Raw genomic sequence first — 13,804 nt, forward strand, 5'->3', positions numbered from 1 at the left:
GCGCTCGTCAGTTACTGTGGCTTCTGTCGAAGCTTGGCTACTCGAGTTGTCAGCGCGAGAAATACGGCCAGGATGGTCAACACTACGGCCCACCCGGCAGCGAGGTCGTGTGCGGGAATCGCGTGGGTAATCCCGCCAGCACCGACTTCCGCGCGCAGGATGGTGTGGTGTGGCCCCTCCAAAATTGGCCAGAAGTAATCGACGACGTCGTTGAAGCCATACCAGACGGTGGCGACGGCGACCGCCGGCACGGAAAAGGAGGCATAGCGGTGGATGACGAAGGCTTCGACGGCCATCGCCAAGTGGCTCAAGACGAGAAACCAGTAGAGCCAGGCCGCGATACCGTCAGAACCGTTCAACACGAGTTGGACGTAGGGGGTCCAGAGGCCGAGTTTGATACACCCGAAGAAGGCGAGCATGTGAATCGGTTCGGCGACCGACCAGTCGAGTCGCCACGCGATCAGCGAGAGGGCGATAAACAGCGTCGCGACGGGCGAGTCGGGGACGAGCGGCCACGCCGCGAGCGGCGCCATCCCGAGTTGGCCGCCGACAGCAAACTCCATGGGACGACCGGCGTAGTACCAGAAGCCAAAGAGCGTCCCGACGAGGTTGACGATGGCGATAGGCCAGGCCAGTCGGAGCGCGACGTTCTCCAGCCACACCGGCAGTGGCGCGACGTACCACGGGAGCCCCTTGGGGTCGGGAATAGAGGCGTCGAAAAAACGAGCGACCAGAGAGTCGATGCGAGCGCCGACGCCAGTCGTTGCCATTACCGGTGTCTCGGGCGCGGGTGGCAAAACGATAGCGGTCGGAGCGGCCGCCGCCCACAGTGGTCACACCGGACCGGCGTCGCCGCGGATTCCGGCCGCCCGACTGTGGCCTGAGAGTCGGTTCAGTGGCTGGTGTGGTCGCTGCTCTTGCGCTCGGACTGTCGCATCCGAATCATCTGTGCGACCTCTTCGTAGTCGCTGATGCCGCCGAGAGTCATGTGAGCGCCCTGGAAGCCAGGAAGCGGAATGGCGGCAAACAGGAGGCTCAGACCCGGCAGACTGTTCGTTCGCGGGATGATTTCCGTCGAGATGCTGATGTGACCGTGCCCGAGGATGCGCTCCAGGAAGGACGCCCCGGTCTGCATGCCACGGACGTCCTCCATCCAGGCCTCGTTTGTCGTCTCCGAGGAAATCCCGGTCAACACCAGCACGCGTTTGTCGGTGATGAGATAGCGCACTTTCCGGCGCTGGTAGAAGACATACCCCACGATGCCGAGGGCAATCACGACAGCGATTCCCAGCGGCGCGTTCCCGGTCGTCCGGTTGCCCGACGCCAGGAGGCCGAAAATTATCACCAGACCCGCAACCACCAGCTGGCCGGCGAAGGCCGACCACGCCGGACGGGCGTCGATGAGCACCTCTTCCTCGGGGAGCAGCGGCGCACTCTCACGCATCTCTCGGAGTCGCCGCTTGTCATCCTGTCCACCACCCTGGGTCGACTGTCCGTCGCCCTGCTGGGGCGATTGCTGACTTGCACCTGCTTCTTGCCTGTTAGTACCCATGTGTTCTCATGTTCAGAACACTTGTAAAAGATTTGCTATTCAGGAAGGAGTTGACAGTAATCGCCAGCGCAGAGGACACGGGTGTGTCTGTTCCGTCCAGCACAGTCCGACAACTCCCGTCGCGAGTGTGTCGACTGATACTGTCGGACAGGCGTAGGAGAACGCTTGCACGTTCCGGTGGCCGCCACGTGGCCCGCACAGAGACTCCACGGAAAGAGACTCGTTAAGTAATTCCAACCGCTAGAAACAGCCATGTCTGACGAGACGGACTTAGAGGAGTTGCGGCGCGGGACCGAGCTGGTCAAGCGCGGGTTCGCGAAGATGCAAAAGGGCGGCGTCATCATGGACGTCGTCAACCGCGAACAGGCCCGCATCGCCGAGGACGTGGGCGCAGTCGCGGTGATGAACCTCGAAGCAGTCCCTGCGGACATCCGCAAGCGCGGCGGCGTCGCGCGGATGGCCGACCCCGCCTCTCTGCAAGAGATTATCGACGAAGTCTCTATCCCGGTGATGGGCAAGTCCCGCATCGGCCACACCAAGGAAGCCCAGATTCTCGAAGCCGCCGGCGCGGATATGGTCGACGAGAGTGAAGTCCTCACGCCGGCCGACGACCGCTATCACATCGACAAGCGCGACTTTACCGCTCCCTTCGTCTGTGGCGCGCGCAACCTCGGCGAGGCGCTTCGCCGCATCGACGAGGGCGCGGCCATGATTCGCACCAAAGGCGAGGCCGGCACCGGCGACGTAAACCAGGCCGTCCACCACCAGCGCAACATCAAAGGCGCCATCCGCAAACTCGAAGGGATGAGCCACGAGGAGCGCGAGAAGTGGGCCCGCGAGAACGACGCGCCGGCCGACCTCGTCCACGACACCGCAGAGCGTGGCCGCCTGCCGGTCGTCAACTTCGCCGCCGGCGGCATCGCGACGCCTGCCGACGCCGCGCTGATGATGCACCACGGCTGTGACGGCATCTTCGTCGGCTCCGGTATCTTCGGTGCCGAGAACCCCGAAGCGATGGGGACGGCCATCGTCGAAGCGGTCAACAACTGGGACGACCCCGAGAAACTGGTCGAAATCGCCTCCAACGCCGGCCAGGGGATGAGCGGCGACGCTAACGTCGACCTGCCAGAAGAAGAGAAGATGCAGGGCCGCGGCGTCTGAAGACGATGACTGACGGCAGCGACCGCCCGGACGCTGACGCGACGGTCGACAGCGACCGCTCGCCCGCCGACATCGTCGACGACATCGACCGGCCGGTCCTGCTGTTCGACGGCGTGTGTAACCTCTGTAACTCGACGATTCGGGCTATCGTCCGGCTGGACGACGAGGGGGAGATTCTGTTTGCACCCCTCCAGTCGGACGTGGCGGCGGAACTGCTCGACCGCGCCGGCATGGACGCCGACTACTTCGATTCGGTCGTCCTCGTCGAACGGAGCGGCCACCTGGACTCCGGCGACGCCGACGACTGGGACGTGTCCACCAAATCGACGGCAGTACTCGAGGTCTGTCGAAAGCTCGACGGCCCCGCACCGCTGCTGTACCCACTCGTCAATCTCCCCGAGAGACTCCGGAACGGCGTCTACGACTTCGTCGCCGAGCACCGCTATCGGGTGTTTGGCAGAAAGGACGAGTGTCCGATACCACCCGAACGTCTCCGCCAGCGGTTCCTCGAACGGTCGCTGGCCTGACTCGCCCGGAAAGCCCGCACGTCGGGGCGCAATCTTTCCGGTCGTCCAGCCCCTAAGGCCGACGATGCCGGCTTTCGAAATGGAGTGGCGCGACGTGTTCTTCGCCAGCTTTCCAGTCGACCCAGCAGTTGTCAGCCCGCAGTTGCCCGACAGACTCAGCCTCGATACCTTCGACGGGGATGCGTACCTCTCGGTGGTCCCGTTTGTCATCGGCGACATCCGGCCGCGGGGACTCCCGGCCGCAGTCGGGGTGACGACACCGGAGTTGAACCTGCGGACGTACGTGCGTCTCGACGACGCGCCCGGCGTCTACTTTTTCAATCTCGACGCTGGGGACCTGCTCGGGGTGGTGGGCGCGCGGCTGTTCAATCAGTTGCCGTACTACTACGCCGACATGGACTACGAGCGGGGACCCCCGACTCGCTTCGAGAGTCGCCGGCGTACACCCGGTGCGCGGCCGCTCGACTTCGCAGCCACGTACGGTCCCGACGGTGACCCCTACCGGCCCGACCCCGGGACGGTCGAGCACTTCCTCGTCGAACGCTATCGGTACTTCACCGAAGGGCAAGACGGGACCTTGCGCTATGCGGACATAGAACACGAACCGTGGACGCTCCGCCCGGGGACGTGGACCGTCGAGAAGAATACGATTTTTGCGGCCAACGGCTTCAACCGGCCAGACAGCGACCCCATCCTCTCTCACAGCCACGGTCTGGCAGTGTCGGCCAGCACCAGCGAAGAGTGGGGCCGCTGACACCAGTGAAAAGGCCCAAGTCACCGCCCTCCTTTCGAGCGGGTATGCAGGCCGTCCCAGTCGTCACGTTACAGAATACGCCGTTGCCGTCCGAAGCGCAGGGGCTACTGGAGCAGTTGACCTCGACGGAAGGGCGACTGGGAGTCAGTCTCGGCATCCTCATCGTGACGCTTCTCATCGGCGTGGCTATCGCCCCGTTCATCGTCCGGCGCGTGGCCACATACACAAAGAGCGCTCTCCCGGCCGGTCGGGCAAGCGATGGCCTCGACCGGATGACAGAGTACGTCCCGACGACGCTGAGTGGCCTCTTCTTGCGCGTGCTCCAACTCGTCTTGCTGTTGACCGCAGTCGTCTCGCTGCTGGTCGTCTGGGGGCTGGTCGACCTGGCGGTTGACGTGCTCAGACTTCTCGGGCTGTCGATACCGCTGCTGGCAAACGTCGTGACGACAATCGCCATCGGGCTGATCTCCTACATCGCCTCGGACATCCTCCGGGACAGCGTCGAGCGGCTCTCGACCGACAGCGACCGCGTCACGGAACACCAGACGGAAATTATCCTCCGGGTGGGCAACATCAGCATCATCGCGCTGTTTTTGGCGAGTGCGCTCACTATCTGGGGCGTCGACCTCTCGGGGCTGCTCGTCGGGGCGGGCTTTCTCGGTATCGTCGTCGGTCTGGCCGCACGGCAGACGCTGGGGTCGCTCATCGCCGGCTTCGTGTTGATGTTCTCCCGTCCGTTCACCATCGGTGACTGGGTCGAAATCGGCGACCAAGAGGGCGTCGTCACGGAGATTACCATCGTCAACACGCGCCTGGAGAACTTCGACGGTGAGACTATCGTCCTCCCGAACGACATGGTGAGCAACAAGTCGATTATCAACCGCAGCGAGCGGGGCCACCACCGCATCCGCCTGGACGTGGGAATCGACTACGCGACCGACCCCGACCGCGCAATTGACGTCGCACAGGAGGCCATCGCCGACCTCAAACCCGTCAGCGACTCCCCGCCGCCGCGCATCGTTCCCAAATCCTTCGGCGACTCCGCCGTCGTCCTGGAGATGCGCTTCTGGATAGACAATCCGATGCCGCCGCGCAAGTGGCGCGCTATCAGCGCTGTCGTCCGCTCGGTCAGGGAGGCCTACGCTGCAGCAGACATCAAGATTCCCTTCCCACAGCAGGAACTCTCCGGGCGCGCAGAGACCGGCGGCTTCCGGGTCAACGAGGAAACAATCGACCGGCAGGACGGCGAGGAGCGAAGCGTCGAGCCGTCCGCCGAAGAGTGAGTGCGCACAGCCACAGCGTCAGTACAGCGTCGCGCCGTCGCCGATGCGCGTCTGGTGGACGCGCGCGTCGACGCCGTGGGCGTCGAACGCCTCGAGCATCGCTGTCCCGACAGAACGGCGGTCGCCGTCGTGACAGGCCGCGAGGACCGCGGGACCGGCACCGCTTATCGTCACGCCCGTGGCGCCGGCGTCGAAGGCCGCCTCCCGAACGTCGTCGTACCCGTCGATGAGCTTCGCGCGAGCCGGCGTCACGACCGAATCGTACATCCCCTGGCCGACGAGGTCGGGGTCGTCGCGGTGCATCCCGGTCGTGAGCGTGGCGGCGTTACCGACTGTCTCGACCAACTGGGAGACTTTCGCTCCGTCGGGGACGACGTTGCGCGCGTCCCGGGTCGAGACGACGATGTCGGGGAGGCAGGCGACCAGGGGCACGTCGGCGTCGACTTTCGTGACGCCGTCGTCGGTCGCGATGGTAAACCCACCCATGATAGCCGGGGCGACGTTGTCGTCGTGGGCGTCACCGGAGACGACCGCCTCGCCTTTGGCGGCAATTGGGACCAGTTCCTCACGGGAGTGGCCGCGGTCGTAGAGTTCGTTGAGTGCAACGGCGGCCGCAGCGGCGCTGGCGGCCGACGAGCCCAGCCCCGACGCCGGGCGGATTCCCTTGTCGATTTTGATGCGGGCGGGCGCATCGAGTGCCTCGGCGACGGCGCCGACGGTGTTCTTGTCGGGGTCCTCGGGGATGTACTGGCTCCCCGCGCCGGTCACTTCGATAGTGACCTCGTCGGCTTTCTCCACGCGGACCACGTCTGCCGGGTGCGAGAGCGCAACCCCGAACACGTCGAAGCCGCTCCCGAGGTTCGCACTCGTCGCCGGAGCCCGGACAGTCAGCATACTCCCGCGTTTCGGTGAGGCAAGCAAAAAGGTAGCGGACCACGGTGGGGACTCAATCGTCCGCGAAGTCGGTTCGAGTGCTGTCTCGGTCGGCGTCGGTGTCCATGTCGGCGTCGACGGTCGGCCAGTCCACACAGTAGACGACCGCACAGGCAACGGCGTAGCTGCCGAGCCACACCAGGCCGAGATCGAGCAGTGCGAACGGCGAGCCGACGATACGACCCGAGATGGGGTCGAGCAAGGGCACTCGGGCGAGCGAGAACACGAGCCAGGAGAGTCCCGCGAACGCGAACAGCCGAATCCCCGACGGTCGGCGGTCGCTGAAGACGGCCACGCTCGCGAGGAGTGCCGCGGGCGGGACGGCCAACGCGACACCCACGAGCAGTCCCGGACTGGGAATCGGCAGGTGCGTCGTCACCGACACACCGAGTGTCAACCCGAGCGTGAGAATGCCCGGGAAATACCGAACGAACTCCGAGACGAACCCGGGGTCGTCGCCCCGACTCATGCGCCCACCTCCAGTGCGACCAGATTGTCGTCGGCCGTCGCATAGATTGCGTCGTCGGCGACAGCCAGCGAGTGAACGGTCCGTCCGGAGAGGAGTCTGTCACCGCGCTGGCTGCCGGTCGCAGCGTCGAGCGCCACGAGTCCGTCTGTCGTCGGAATGTAGGCCGTCGACGGCGTCACGACGGGCTCGGGCGAGGAACTGTCTATCGTCCTCGTCCACTGCGCTTCGCCGGTCGCATACTCTATCGCGCGAACCTGTCGACCGGTTCCGACGTAGACCAGTTCCGGGCCGGCACTGATGGCAGACCCGGTGTCGATGTCGTCGCTCGTCGTCCACAGTTCCCCACCGCCGTCCCTGTCGAGAGCCGTCACGACCAGGTCGTTGTCGGTCGAGCGATGGCGCACGACGACCGCGCTGTCGGTCACTGCGATGCCGCGACCGCTCGGCGGGTGAGACCGTCCGAGCGACCGACGCCACTGCGTCTCACCGTCGGTATCGGTCATGTGGAGGAGGCCGTTTGCCCACCAGAACAGCGACTGGTCGCCTGCGGCCACCAGCGTGCCGAGCGTCTTCGCGTCAAACGTCTGTCGGTGAAAGCCCGTGGCGGGGTGGACGCCGAGATACGTGCGTCCGCCCGGCAGGTAGGCGGTTCCGTCAAGTGTGACCGTCGCAGAGCGGGGCTGGTGCGTCGTGGCGAAGTGGCCAGTCCAGCGGGCCGACCCGTCGTCGGCCGCGACCGCGTGAACGGTCGCGTTCTCCTGGACGACGAGGGTGTTGCCGACCAGCGAAGGGAACGAAAAGGACCCCTCGTCCGCCGAGTAGGTCCACTGCCGACTGCCGTCGTCGCGGCGGTAGGCGAGCAGTCGGTTGTACCCTCTGGCGTAGATGCGGTCGGGGCCGATACACTCGACTGTCAGTGAGCCGGCGTCCTCGGGCGTGAGCGTCCACGACTGCCCGAGGTCGGTGGGGTCGGGGTCGGCGGACGTGAACTTCCGCTGTGTCGAATCACCCCAGCGTTGCTGCCAGCCAGTGGCACCACTGGCCGAATCCGTGCCGCTGAACACCCCCGAATCGAGGAGATAGCTCCCGGCAAAACAACTGCCACCTGCGGAGAGAAGGGCACGCCGAGAAAGCGTCTGGGGAGGGGACATTACGTCTATTGTGCCCTCTGTATGCATATATGGTTTGTCAACTCCGCCAGCTATCGACCGGAACGGAACGGTTTTAGGGCCGTCCCGGGGTAGTCCGGGCTATGATTGGCGTCGTCGGTGGCGGTATCGCAGGGCTCGCGGCGGCCTACCGGCTGCAGGAACTGGGTCACGAGGTGCAGGTCTTCGAGGCGAGCGACGCGCTCGGCGGGCTGGCTGCCACCTACGACACTGCCGGCGACCGCATCGAGAAGTTCTACCACCACCTCTCGAAGTCCGAACGGACCATCGTCGAACTGGCCGAGGACCTCGGCGTGGGCGACCGACTGGAGTGGCGCTACGGCTCAGACGCCTACTACGTCGACGGCGTCGTCCACCCGATGAACAAACCCTGGGAGATACTGGCCTATCCCCACCTCTCGGTGTACGACAAGTTCCGCCTCGGAATGCTGGTCCTCGACATCGACGTGCGCGGCGGCGTGCCCTCCTTTGACACCTACGAACGACTGGAGGACTTCGAGGACGTCCCCGTCAAGGAGTTTATTCTCGACCACACCTCGCGTGGCTGTTTCGAGAACTTCTTTCGGCCACTACTGGACGCGAAGTTCGGCGACCGCTGGGAGGACGTGTCCGCGGCGTGGCTGCTGGGCCGCATCAAGTTCCGCGGGGAACGGGACATCCTCAAAGGCGAAGTGCTGGGGTACTTCGACGGCGGGTTCGGCGTCTTGCTCGACGCGCTCGTCGACGCCGTCGGCCGGGAGAACATCACGACGGGCGCACGCGTGACCGACCTCGGAACGGCCGACGGCGCCGTCGAGTCGCTGACGGTCGACACCGCGGACGGACAAACGACACACGACGTCGAGGCGGCCGTCGTCGCGACGATGCCCAACGTGCTCGAAGACCTGACCGGCTACACCTGCGACATCGACTTCCAGGGGACGGTCTGTTCGGTCATCAGCATGGACGAGTCACTGACCGACACCTACTGGCTGAACATCGCCGAGGAGGTCCCCTTCGGCGCGCTCATCGAGCACACGAACTTCGTCTCGCCCGACCGCTACGGCGGCGAACACCTGCTCTATGCGGTCAGCTACATCCAGTCACCTGACGAAAAGCTCTGGCAGTTGGACGACGACGGCGTCGAGGAGGCGTGGCTGTCCGGCATCGAGTCGCTCTTCCCGGACTTCTCGCGGGCGTCTGTCAACTGGATTGAAACAGCGCGCAATCCACGGACTGCTCCCATCTACGAGCGGGGGTATCTCGACATGGTGATTCCCTACGACCTCTCGGATGCCGTCGCGGAGGGGGTCTACTACGCGGGGATGGCCTCGCGTGCACAGTACCCCGAACGGTCGCTCAACGGCGGTATCGAGGCCGGCTACGCCTGTGCCGACGGTGTGGCAGCGCGGGTCGAGGACTGAGACAGCGTTCGTGGGAAACTTTAATTGGAGCGGGATTGTATTGTACAGATGCTACAATAAATGAGCGACCAGAGAGAGGCAAATGGACTCAGTCCGTTGCAATGGACAGCTGTCGCACTCGTCGCCACTACCGGCATACTGCACGTCTATGCCGGCTTCATCGAAGGACGTATTCCGGTGCTGTTGGCCGGCGTCGGGTACGGCGGCGCACTTGTTCTGTTCGCACTCGATTACCGTCGGCGTCTCCTCTATCTGGTCGGCATCCCGTACACGCTCGTCCAGATTCCGCTCTGGTACGTCGCCAACGCCGGGGAGTTCACCGTCGTGGGATACGCCGACAAGGCGACGCAGGTACTGCTCGTCCTCACGCTTGTGTATCTCTACTGGCGCGAGCGGTCCCTCGCGGCCGCCAGTAGCACGCCCACAGCCTGACCGGCCGCCATCGGCTGGGGCACGTCCAGAACACTCAAACGCCCGTTTGAGTCTATTGTACTTCCTTTAGTGTCCGACTCGTTGGGGAGTGTATGCCCTCCACCAGACGCACCGTCCTCGCATCGCTGGGGACAGCACTGGTCTCGGCCGGTTGTCTCGTCTCGGCCGAGGACCGGAGCGACAGCCCCGGGGACGACCCCAACGCAAACACACCAGCGAGAGAGCCAGACGGCCCCTATTCGGACGGCCCCACAGCGCGGGGTCGCTTCGCCGACGAGCCCTGCCCATCCTTTGCCGAGACAGACCGGACAGTCTGTGCCCACAGCCGCGGTGACAGCGACATCTACCTCGAATCCTCGAGTGAGGTGTTCCGCCCGGACCCGAGCACGGACAGCGTCGAGAGTCTCACGTTCACGCTGTGTAACGACCACGACCGCCCGTTCCGGTTCAACCCGCACGCCTGGCAACTCTACGACAAGGAAAACGGAGAGTGGTCGCTCGTTGCCCCCGAGGTCTACATCGAACCGGTCTCGGAGATTCCCCCTGGCGGGAGCTACGAGTGGGTCCTGAGCCGACAGCCCCGGCCGGGAGCGAGCGCGGACGACTGGCTGGACGTGACCGTCGACGTCACGCCGGGACGCAAGGCGTTTACCGTCGACGGCTGGTTCGGCACGGCCGGCGAAGGTGCCGAAACCCACTCCGTGGAGTGTCTCGCGCTGTTCGACGTGGTGGACATCGTCGAAGGGTGAAACTGCCTAGGCGTCGACTTCGTCGGCGTCATCGGGGACGCCCGGCGCGTCGGTCACGTCGACCTGCTCGGGTTCCGCTGTGCCGCCGACGACGACCTCGCCGTCGGCCGTCTCGACGTACACGTCGTCGGCGAAGCCACCCTCCGCGTGAGGGTGTTTGGGGTCGTCGAGTTTCGCCGGCGTCGAGGGGGCCTCGGCGATGCCCGCGGCGGGGCGGAAGACACCGAGCGGGTCGTCGATGCTGATGTCGTACTGTTCGAAGAACTTCCCGTAGCGTTCGTAGTGGGCCTCGATTTCGTCGCTGGGAAACTCCATCATCTCCGTCCAGCCGTGGTTGTAGAAGTCGAAGTTGGCCTGCGCGTGCGTAATCTCGCGGGCCTCGGCCTCGGGATAGCCGTCTTCGAGCGCAGCGATGTAGGTGTCCATCGTCGCGTCGAAGAAGTCGTCGAGGTGCTCGCGGCGCTCCTCGCGGCGCGTCTCCTCGGCGCGGTCGAGGAAGACGCTGGTGTGGATGTTCACCAGTTTATCGTTGACGTAGCCGCTGACGACCGGCGCAGTCAGTGCCTGCTTGGCTGCCCAGTGGCGGACGTTCTGACGAATTTTCATCTCGTCGTCTCTAGGGACACAAGACCCTTGAATCGTCCGGATGCGACGGCCAGCGGTGTCGAGACTGGATACTTCGACATCTGCAACTGGCGCCAGAGAGATAGCAATCCACATTAAGCCCGGTGTTCAATAGGGGGAACATGAGCACGTCGCACGTAATCGTCGGTGATGGTATCGCCGGGAGTTCGGCCGCCGAGACAATCCGGGAGCAAGACCCGGACGCAGACGTGACCGTCATCACCGACGAAGGGGAAACGCTGTACAATCGCATCCTCATCAAGGAGTTTGCCAAAGGAAAGCTCCCGGAGGCGCCAATATCCATCCACGAGCCGGAGTGGTACGAGGAGCGGGACATCGACCTCGAACTCAACACGCACGTCACCGAAGTCGACACGGACGCACACGAGATTCGGACCCACAGCGGTGACGTCTACGGGTACGACAAGCTTCTTATCGCGACCGGCGGGACGCCCGCACAGCTCCCGGTCGAAAACTCCGACGCCGATGGCATCCACCACTTCTGGACGTTCCAGGACGCCCGGAATATTCGCGAGCACGCAGACGACTCCGAACAGGGCATCATCGTCGGTGCGGGCCTGCTCGGTATCGACCTCGCGGCCGTCTGTGCCGCACAGGACATCGAGGCCAACTACCTGATGCGTGGCAACCGCTGGTGGCGCTACGCACTCTCGGAGGAGGGCGCAGAAATCATCCACGACGCACTCGAAGACCACGGCGTCACGCCCGTCTTCGACTCCGGCGTCGACCACTTCGAAGTCGACGACGACGGCCACGTCGAAGCCGCCATCGACCCCAACGGCGAGCGGTTCGACGGTGACTTCTGTGGCATCGCTATCGGTCTCGACTTCAACACCGAGTGGCTCCAGGGCAGCGGTATCGAGGTCGAGGACGGCGTCGTCGTCGACGAGTACATGCAGACCAACGTCGAGGACGTCTACGCCGCAGGCGACATCACGGAGTTCCACGACACCATCATCGGCGAGCAGGCACAGAACGGTGCCTGGGGGTCGGCCAAAGAACAGGGCGCGACGGCCGGCAAGAACATGGTCGCCGACAGCGAGGAAGACGAGTTCCGCTGGGTGTCTTCCTACTCGATTACCCACTTCGACTTCCCGTTCCTCTCCTTTGGTCACCCGACCATAGGCGACGAGACGGCCGAGCGAAAGTACAACGAGGGCGAGTGGCGGCGACTCGCGTTCAAGAACGGCCAGCTCGTCGGTGGCGTCCTCATCGGCGACCTCTCCCAGCAGTCGCGGTTCAAACAGCTCATCCGCGAGGAGCGCCAGGTCGCAGACCAGAAAGAGCTCCTGCTCGAGGAGAACGTCGACCTCGAAAAGCTCGAGTCGGCACCGCAGGCCGAATAACCCCGCTTCCAGCCCGGCCGAGATACCACCCTTTTATTTTCGCGGCAGTGCCTGTCGCAAGCGATGCGCAGCGCCCGAATCTTCGCCTCCGCCCGGAGCCGGCGGGTCGCCCTCGCCGCGCTCGTGGCCCTCCTGGCCGTCTTTCTGGGGAGTCTCTTCGTCCTCGACCAGTACGCGGCGTGGCTGACCGACCCCTTTGTGGTCCGAGAGCGGATTCGCAGCTACGGGCCGCTCGCGCCGCTGGCGTTTATGGCGCTGCAGACCGCGCAGGTCATCCTGGCACCCATTCCCGGCCAAGTGCTGGGACTGGCCAGTGGCTTCCTGTTCGGGGCGCTGTGGGGAACCGTCTACAGCATCGTGGGCGCGACAGTCGGGACGTACGTCGCGTTCACGCTGGCGCGTCGGCTGGGCCGCCCCTACGTCGAGGAACTCGTCACCGACGACGCGCTGACGACCTTCGATTCCTTTACCGACAACGAGGGGCCCCTCGCGCTCTTTCTCATCTTTCTGGTCCCCGGCCTGCCCGACGACGTCATCTGCTTTCTCGCGGGACTGACCGACATGGACATCCCGAAGATGGTCGCCATCTCGGTGGTCGGTCGGCTCCCCGGCTACCTGGCTGTCAACGCCGCCGGTGCCGGTCTGGCTTCCAGGCGCACCCTCGAAGCGGTAACCTTGCTCGTCGCGCTCGCGGTGCTGTCGGCTGTCGCGTACCGTTACCGGGAACGGCTGTTCGAATCTATCCTCGAGTTCGATCAGAGGTAGCGCTCGGGAACGTACGGCCGAATCCGTGCGGGAACGAAAAGAGAGAGGTTCTCGGCGACGTCGGGCAGTCGCTTTCGGACGACCGTGTACACGCCCGAGACGGCGACGGCGAGTGTCACGAGCGGGTCGACTGCGCTCCACTCGATGAAAAACACCGGGAGCGCGAACGCACTCGCCAGTGCGAGGTCGGTCGGCGACCCGTCGTAGTCGACCCAGCGCCGCGGGCGGAGCCACCGGCCGTGATAGTGCGAGTAAACCGCCCGCTCGGAGGTCCCCTCCCAGGGACGCAGTTCGAGGCCGCCACCGAACATGTCGGTCACGGAGTGGAGTGCGGCCGCGAGCAAGAAGACGGCGAGCCCGACACTCGCCGCCGTCGGCACGAGAAGGGCAACTGCCAGTGCCGGCACCGCCGCGACGCTGTAGTACACCGGGAAGTGCAGCGTCTTCCGGTGGTTCCCGTACAGGTCGAGGTCCGGAAACAACCCCCCGGCAAAGCCCGCAAGCATCGCAGCGGGCGCAAGCTCCGGTGCGACGAGAACGGTGAGTGCACCGAGCAACAGTCCGGCCAGTGCGTGGGTCGTCGCCATCATCGTTATCTGTTCTTTGGCATACAACA

At 64.8% G+C, this 13,804-nt stretch carries 16 protein-coding genes; 9 read left to right on the forward strand and 7 right to left on the reverse strand.

The genetic code is table 11. The annotated features are described in order from the left end of the window. Nucleotides 1–11: 11 nt before the first annotated feature. Both QYL91_RS00585 and QYL91_RS00590 read right to left on the reverse strand, forming a co-directional pair. Nucleotides 12–770, reverse strand: coding sequence for a DUF1405 domain-containing protein (locus QYL91_RS00585; protein ID WP_302081447.1), 759 nt, complete (start codon nucleotides 768–770; stop codon nucleotides 12–14). 122 nt (nucleotides 771–892) lie between these two features. Further along, nucleotides 893–1,552: a PH domain-containing protein gene (locus tag QYL91_RS00590; protein ID WP_302081448.1), complete on the reverse strand. Its 660-nt coding sequence runs from the start codon at nucleotides 1,550–1,552 to the stop codon at nucleotides 893–895. A 252-nt stretch (nucleotides 1,553–1,804) separates the two neighbouring features. On the opposite strand from QYL91_RS00590, the gene pdxS reads away from it, so the two are divergent. The 4 genes from pdxS to QYL91_RS00610 all read left to right on the forward strand — a co-directional run bounded on the left by pdxS (nucleotide 1,805) and on the right by QYL91_RS00610 (nucleotide 5,277). Beyond that, complete coding sequence (gene pdxS, locus QYL91_RS00595; protein WP_302081449.1) at nucleotides 1,805–2,713, forward strand: pyridoxal 5'-phosphate synthase lyase subunit PdxS; 909 nt, start codon at nucleotides 1,805–1,807, stop codon at nucleotides 2,711–2,713. 5 nt (nucleotides 2,714–2,718) lie between these two features. Continuing rightward, the gene (locus QYL91_RS00600; protein ID WP_302081450.1) at nucleotides 2,719–3,240 is read left to right on the forward strand and encodes a thiol-disulfide oxidoreductase DCC family protein; all 522 of its coding nucleotides are present in this window, start codon (nucleotides 2,719–2,721) and stop codon (nucleotides 3,238–3,240) included. Between the two features lie 64 nt (nucleotides 3,241–3,304). Next, the gene (locus tag QYL91_RS00605) at nucleotides 3,305–3,994 is read left to right on the forward strand and encodes a YqjF family protein (RefSeq protein WP_302081451.1); all 690 of its coding nucleotides are present in this window, start codon (nucleotides 3,305–3,307) and stop codon (nucleotides 3,992–3,994) included. 44 nt (nucleotides 3,995–4,038) lie between these two features. After that, on the forward strand, nucleotides 4,039–5,277 hold the full coding sequence (locus QYL91_RS00610; RefSeq protein ID WP_302081452.1) for a mechanosensitive ion channel family protein: 1,239 nt from the start codon (nucleotides 4,039–4,041) through the stop codon (nucleotides 5,275–5,277). A gap of 18 nt (nucleotides 5,278–5,295) precedes the next feature. Here the strand turns inward: QYL91_RS00610 and QYL91_RS00615 are convergent, their stop codons facing one another. Genes QYL91_RS00615 through QYL91_RS00625 form a run of 3 tightly spaced genes read right to left on the reverse strand, consistent with a single transcriptional unit; the run spans nucleotide 5,296 to nucleotide 7,830 of the window. After that, the gene (locus QYL91_RS00615) at nucleotides 5,296–6,171 is read right to left on the reverse strand and encodes a homoserine kinase (RefSeq protein WP_302081453.1); all 876 of its coding nucleotides are present in this window, start codon (nucleotides 6,169–6,171) and stop codon (nucleotides 5,296–5,298) included. Nucleotides 6,172–6,223: 52 nt separating this feature from the next. Then, nucleotides 6,224–6,679 carry a hypothetical protein gene (locus QYL91_RS00620; RefSeq protein WP_302081454.1) on the reverse strand — a complete coding sequence of 152 codons (456 nt, stop codon included), beginning with the start codon at nucleotides 6,677–6,679 and terminating at the stop codon, nucleotides 6,224–6,226. Next, nucleotides 6,676–7,830, reverse strand: coding sequence for an outer membrane protein assembly factor BamB family protein (locus QYL91_RS00625; RefSeq protein ID WP_302081455.1), 1,155 nt, complete (start codon nucleotides 7,828–7,830; stop codon nucleotides 6,676–6,678). Before QYL91_RS00625 ends, QYL91_RS00620 begins: the two co-directional genes overlap by 4 nt. 101 nt (nucleotides 7,831–7,931) lie before the next feature. Here QYL91_RS00625 and QYL91_RS00630 point away from each other — a divergent pair, with 101 nt between their 5' ends. The 3 genes from QYL91_RS00630 to QYL91_RS00640 all read left to right on the forward strand — a co-directional run bounded on the left by QYL91_RS00630 (nucleotide 7,932) and on the right by QYL91_RS00640 (nucleotide 10,432). Next, nucleotides 7,932–9,251 (forward strand): NAD(P)/FAD-dependent oxidoreductase, encoded by a 1,320-nt coding sequence (locus QYL91_RS00630; protein WP_302081456.1) that lies wholly within the window; start codon nucleotides 7,932–7,934, stop codon nucleotides 9,249–9,251. A 60-nt stretch (nucleotides 9,252–9,311) separates the two neighbouring features. After that, the gene (locus QYL91_RS00635; RefSeq protein WP_302081457.1) at nucleotides 9,312–9,683 is read left to right on the forward strand and encodes a hypothetical protein; all 372 of its coding nucleotides are present in this window, start codon (nucleotides 9,312–9,314) and stop codon (nucleotides 9,681–9,683) included. A 92-nt stretch (nucleotides 9,684–9,775) separates the two neighbouring features. Then, a complete protein-coding gene (locus QYL91_RS00640; protein ID WP_302081458.1) occupies nucleotides 9,776–10,432 on the forward strand; it encodes a hypothetical protein in 657 nt (218 codons plus the stop codon). Between the two features lie 6 nt (nucleotides 10,433–10,438). Here the strand turns inward: QYL91_RS00640 and QYL91_RS00645 are convergent, their stop codons facing one another. Further along, nucleotides 10,439–11,038, reverse strand: a complete 600-nt coding sequence (locus QYL91_RS00645) for a DUF6149 family protein (protein ID WP_302081459.1) — start codon at nucleotides 11,036–11,038, stop codon at nucleotides 10,439–10,441. A gap of 140 nt (nucleotides 11,039–11,178) precedes the next feature. Here QYL91_RS00645 and QYL91_RS00650 point away from each other — a divergent pair, with 140 nt between their 5' ends. Both QYL91_RS00650 and QYL91_RS00655 read left to right on the forward strand, forming a co-directional pair. Beyond that, entirely contained in the window at nucleotides 11,179–12,423 is a 1,245-nt protein-coding gene (locus QYL91_RS00650; RefSeq protein ID WP_302081460.1) for an NAD(P)/FAD-dependent oxidoreductase, read from the forward strand. Nucleotides 12,424–12,486: 63 nt separating this feature from the next. Next, nucleotides 12,487–13,188, forward strand: a complete 702-nt coding sequence (locus QYL91_RS00655) for a TVP38/TMEM64 family protein (RefSeq protein WP_302081461.1) — start codon at nucleotides 12,487–12,489, stop codon at nucleotides 13,186–13,188. Here QYL91_RS00655 and QYL91_RS00660 read toward each other — a convergent pair. Next, nucleotides 13,179–13,775 carry a metal-dependent hydrolase gene (locus QYL91_RS00660; RefSeq protein ID WP_369685634.1) on the reverse strand — a complete coding sequence of 199 codons (597 nt, stop codon included), beginning with the start codon at nucleotides 13,773–13,775 and terminating at the stop codon, nucleotides 13,179–13,181. The two genes, QYL91_RS00655 and QYL91_RS00660, sit on opposite strands and share 10 nt — an antisense overlap. Nucleotides 13,776–13,804: the final 29 nt, after the last annotated feature.

Origin of the sequence: Salinibaculum rarum (assembly GCF_030505615.1) — an archaeon.
Taxonomy (GTDB): domain Archaea; phylum Halobacteriota; class Halobacteria; order Halobacteriales; family Haloarculaceae; genus Salinibaculum; species Salinibaculum rarum.

Excerpts from the sequence above, each read along its gene's own strand:
- QYL91_RS00645 (WP_302081459.1), bottom strand. The coding sequence starts at position 11,038 with ATGAAAATTCGTCAGAACGTCCGCCACTGGGCAGCCAAGCAGGCACTG.
- QYL91_RS00600 (WP_302081450.1), top strand. The coding sequence starts at position 2,719 with ATGACTGACGGCAGCGACCGCCCGGACGCTGACGCGACGGTCGACAGC.
- QYL91_RS00635 (WP_302081457.1), top strand. The coding sequence starts at position 9,312 with ATGAGCGACCAGAGAGAGGCAAATGGACTCAGTCCGTTGCAATGGACA.
- QYL91_RS00640 (WP_302081458.1), top strand. The coding sequence starts at position 9,776 with ATGCCCTCCACCAGACGCACCGTCCTCGCATCGCTGGGGACAGCACTG.
- QYL91_RS00620 (WP_302081454.1), bottom strand. The coding sequence starts at position 6,679 with ATGAGTCGGGGCGACGACCCCGGGTTCGTCTCGGAGTTCGTTCGGTAT.
- QYL91_RS00585 (WP_302081447.1), bottom strand. The coding sequence starts at position 770 with ATGGCAACGACTGGCGTCGGCGCTCGCATCGACTCTCTGGTCGCTCGT.
- QYL91_RS00660 (WP_369685634.1), bottom strand. The coding sequence starts at position 13,775 with ATGGCGACGACCCACGCACTGGCCGGACTGTTGCTCGGTGCACTCACC.
- QYL91_RS00610 (WP_302081452.1), top strand. The coding sequence starts at position 4,039 with ATGCAGGCCGTCCCAGTCGTCACGTTACAGAATACGCCGTTGCCGTCC.
- QYL91_RS00630 (WP_302081456.1), top strand. The coding sequence starts at position 7,932 with ATGATTGGCGTCGTCGGTGGCGGTATCGCAGGGCTCGCGGCGGCCTAC.
- QYL91_RS00625 (WP_302081455.1), bottom strand. The coding sequence starts at position 7,830 with ATGTCCCCTCCCCAGACGCTTTCTCGGCGTGCCCTTCTCTCCGCAGGT.
- QYL91_RS00605 (WP_302081451.1), top strand. The coding sequence starts at position 3,305 with ATGCCGGCTTTCGAAATGGAGTGGCGCGACGTGTTCTTCGCCAGCTTT.
- QYL91_RS00615 (WP_302081453.1), bottom strand. The coding sequence starts at position 6,171 with ATGCTGACTGTCCGGGCTCCGGCGACGAGTGCGAACCTCGGGAGCGGC.
- QYL91_RS00655 (WP_302081461.1), top strand. The coding sequence starts at position 12,487 with ATGCGCAGCGCCCGAATCTTCGCCTCCGCCCGGAGCCGGCGGGTCGCC.
- QYL91_RS00590 (WP_302081448.1), bottom strand. The coding sequence starts at position 1,552 with ATGGGTACTAACAGGCAAGAAGCAGGTGCAAGTCAGCAATCGCCCCAG.
- pdxS (WP_302081449.1), top strand. The coding sequence starts at position 1,805 with ATGTCTGACGAGACGGACTTAGAGGAGTTGCGGCGCGGGACCGAGCTG.
- QYL91_RS00650 (WP_302081460.1), top strand. The coding sequence starts at position 11,179 with ATGAGCACGTCGCACGTAATCGTCGGTGATGGTATCGCCGGGAGTTCG.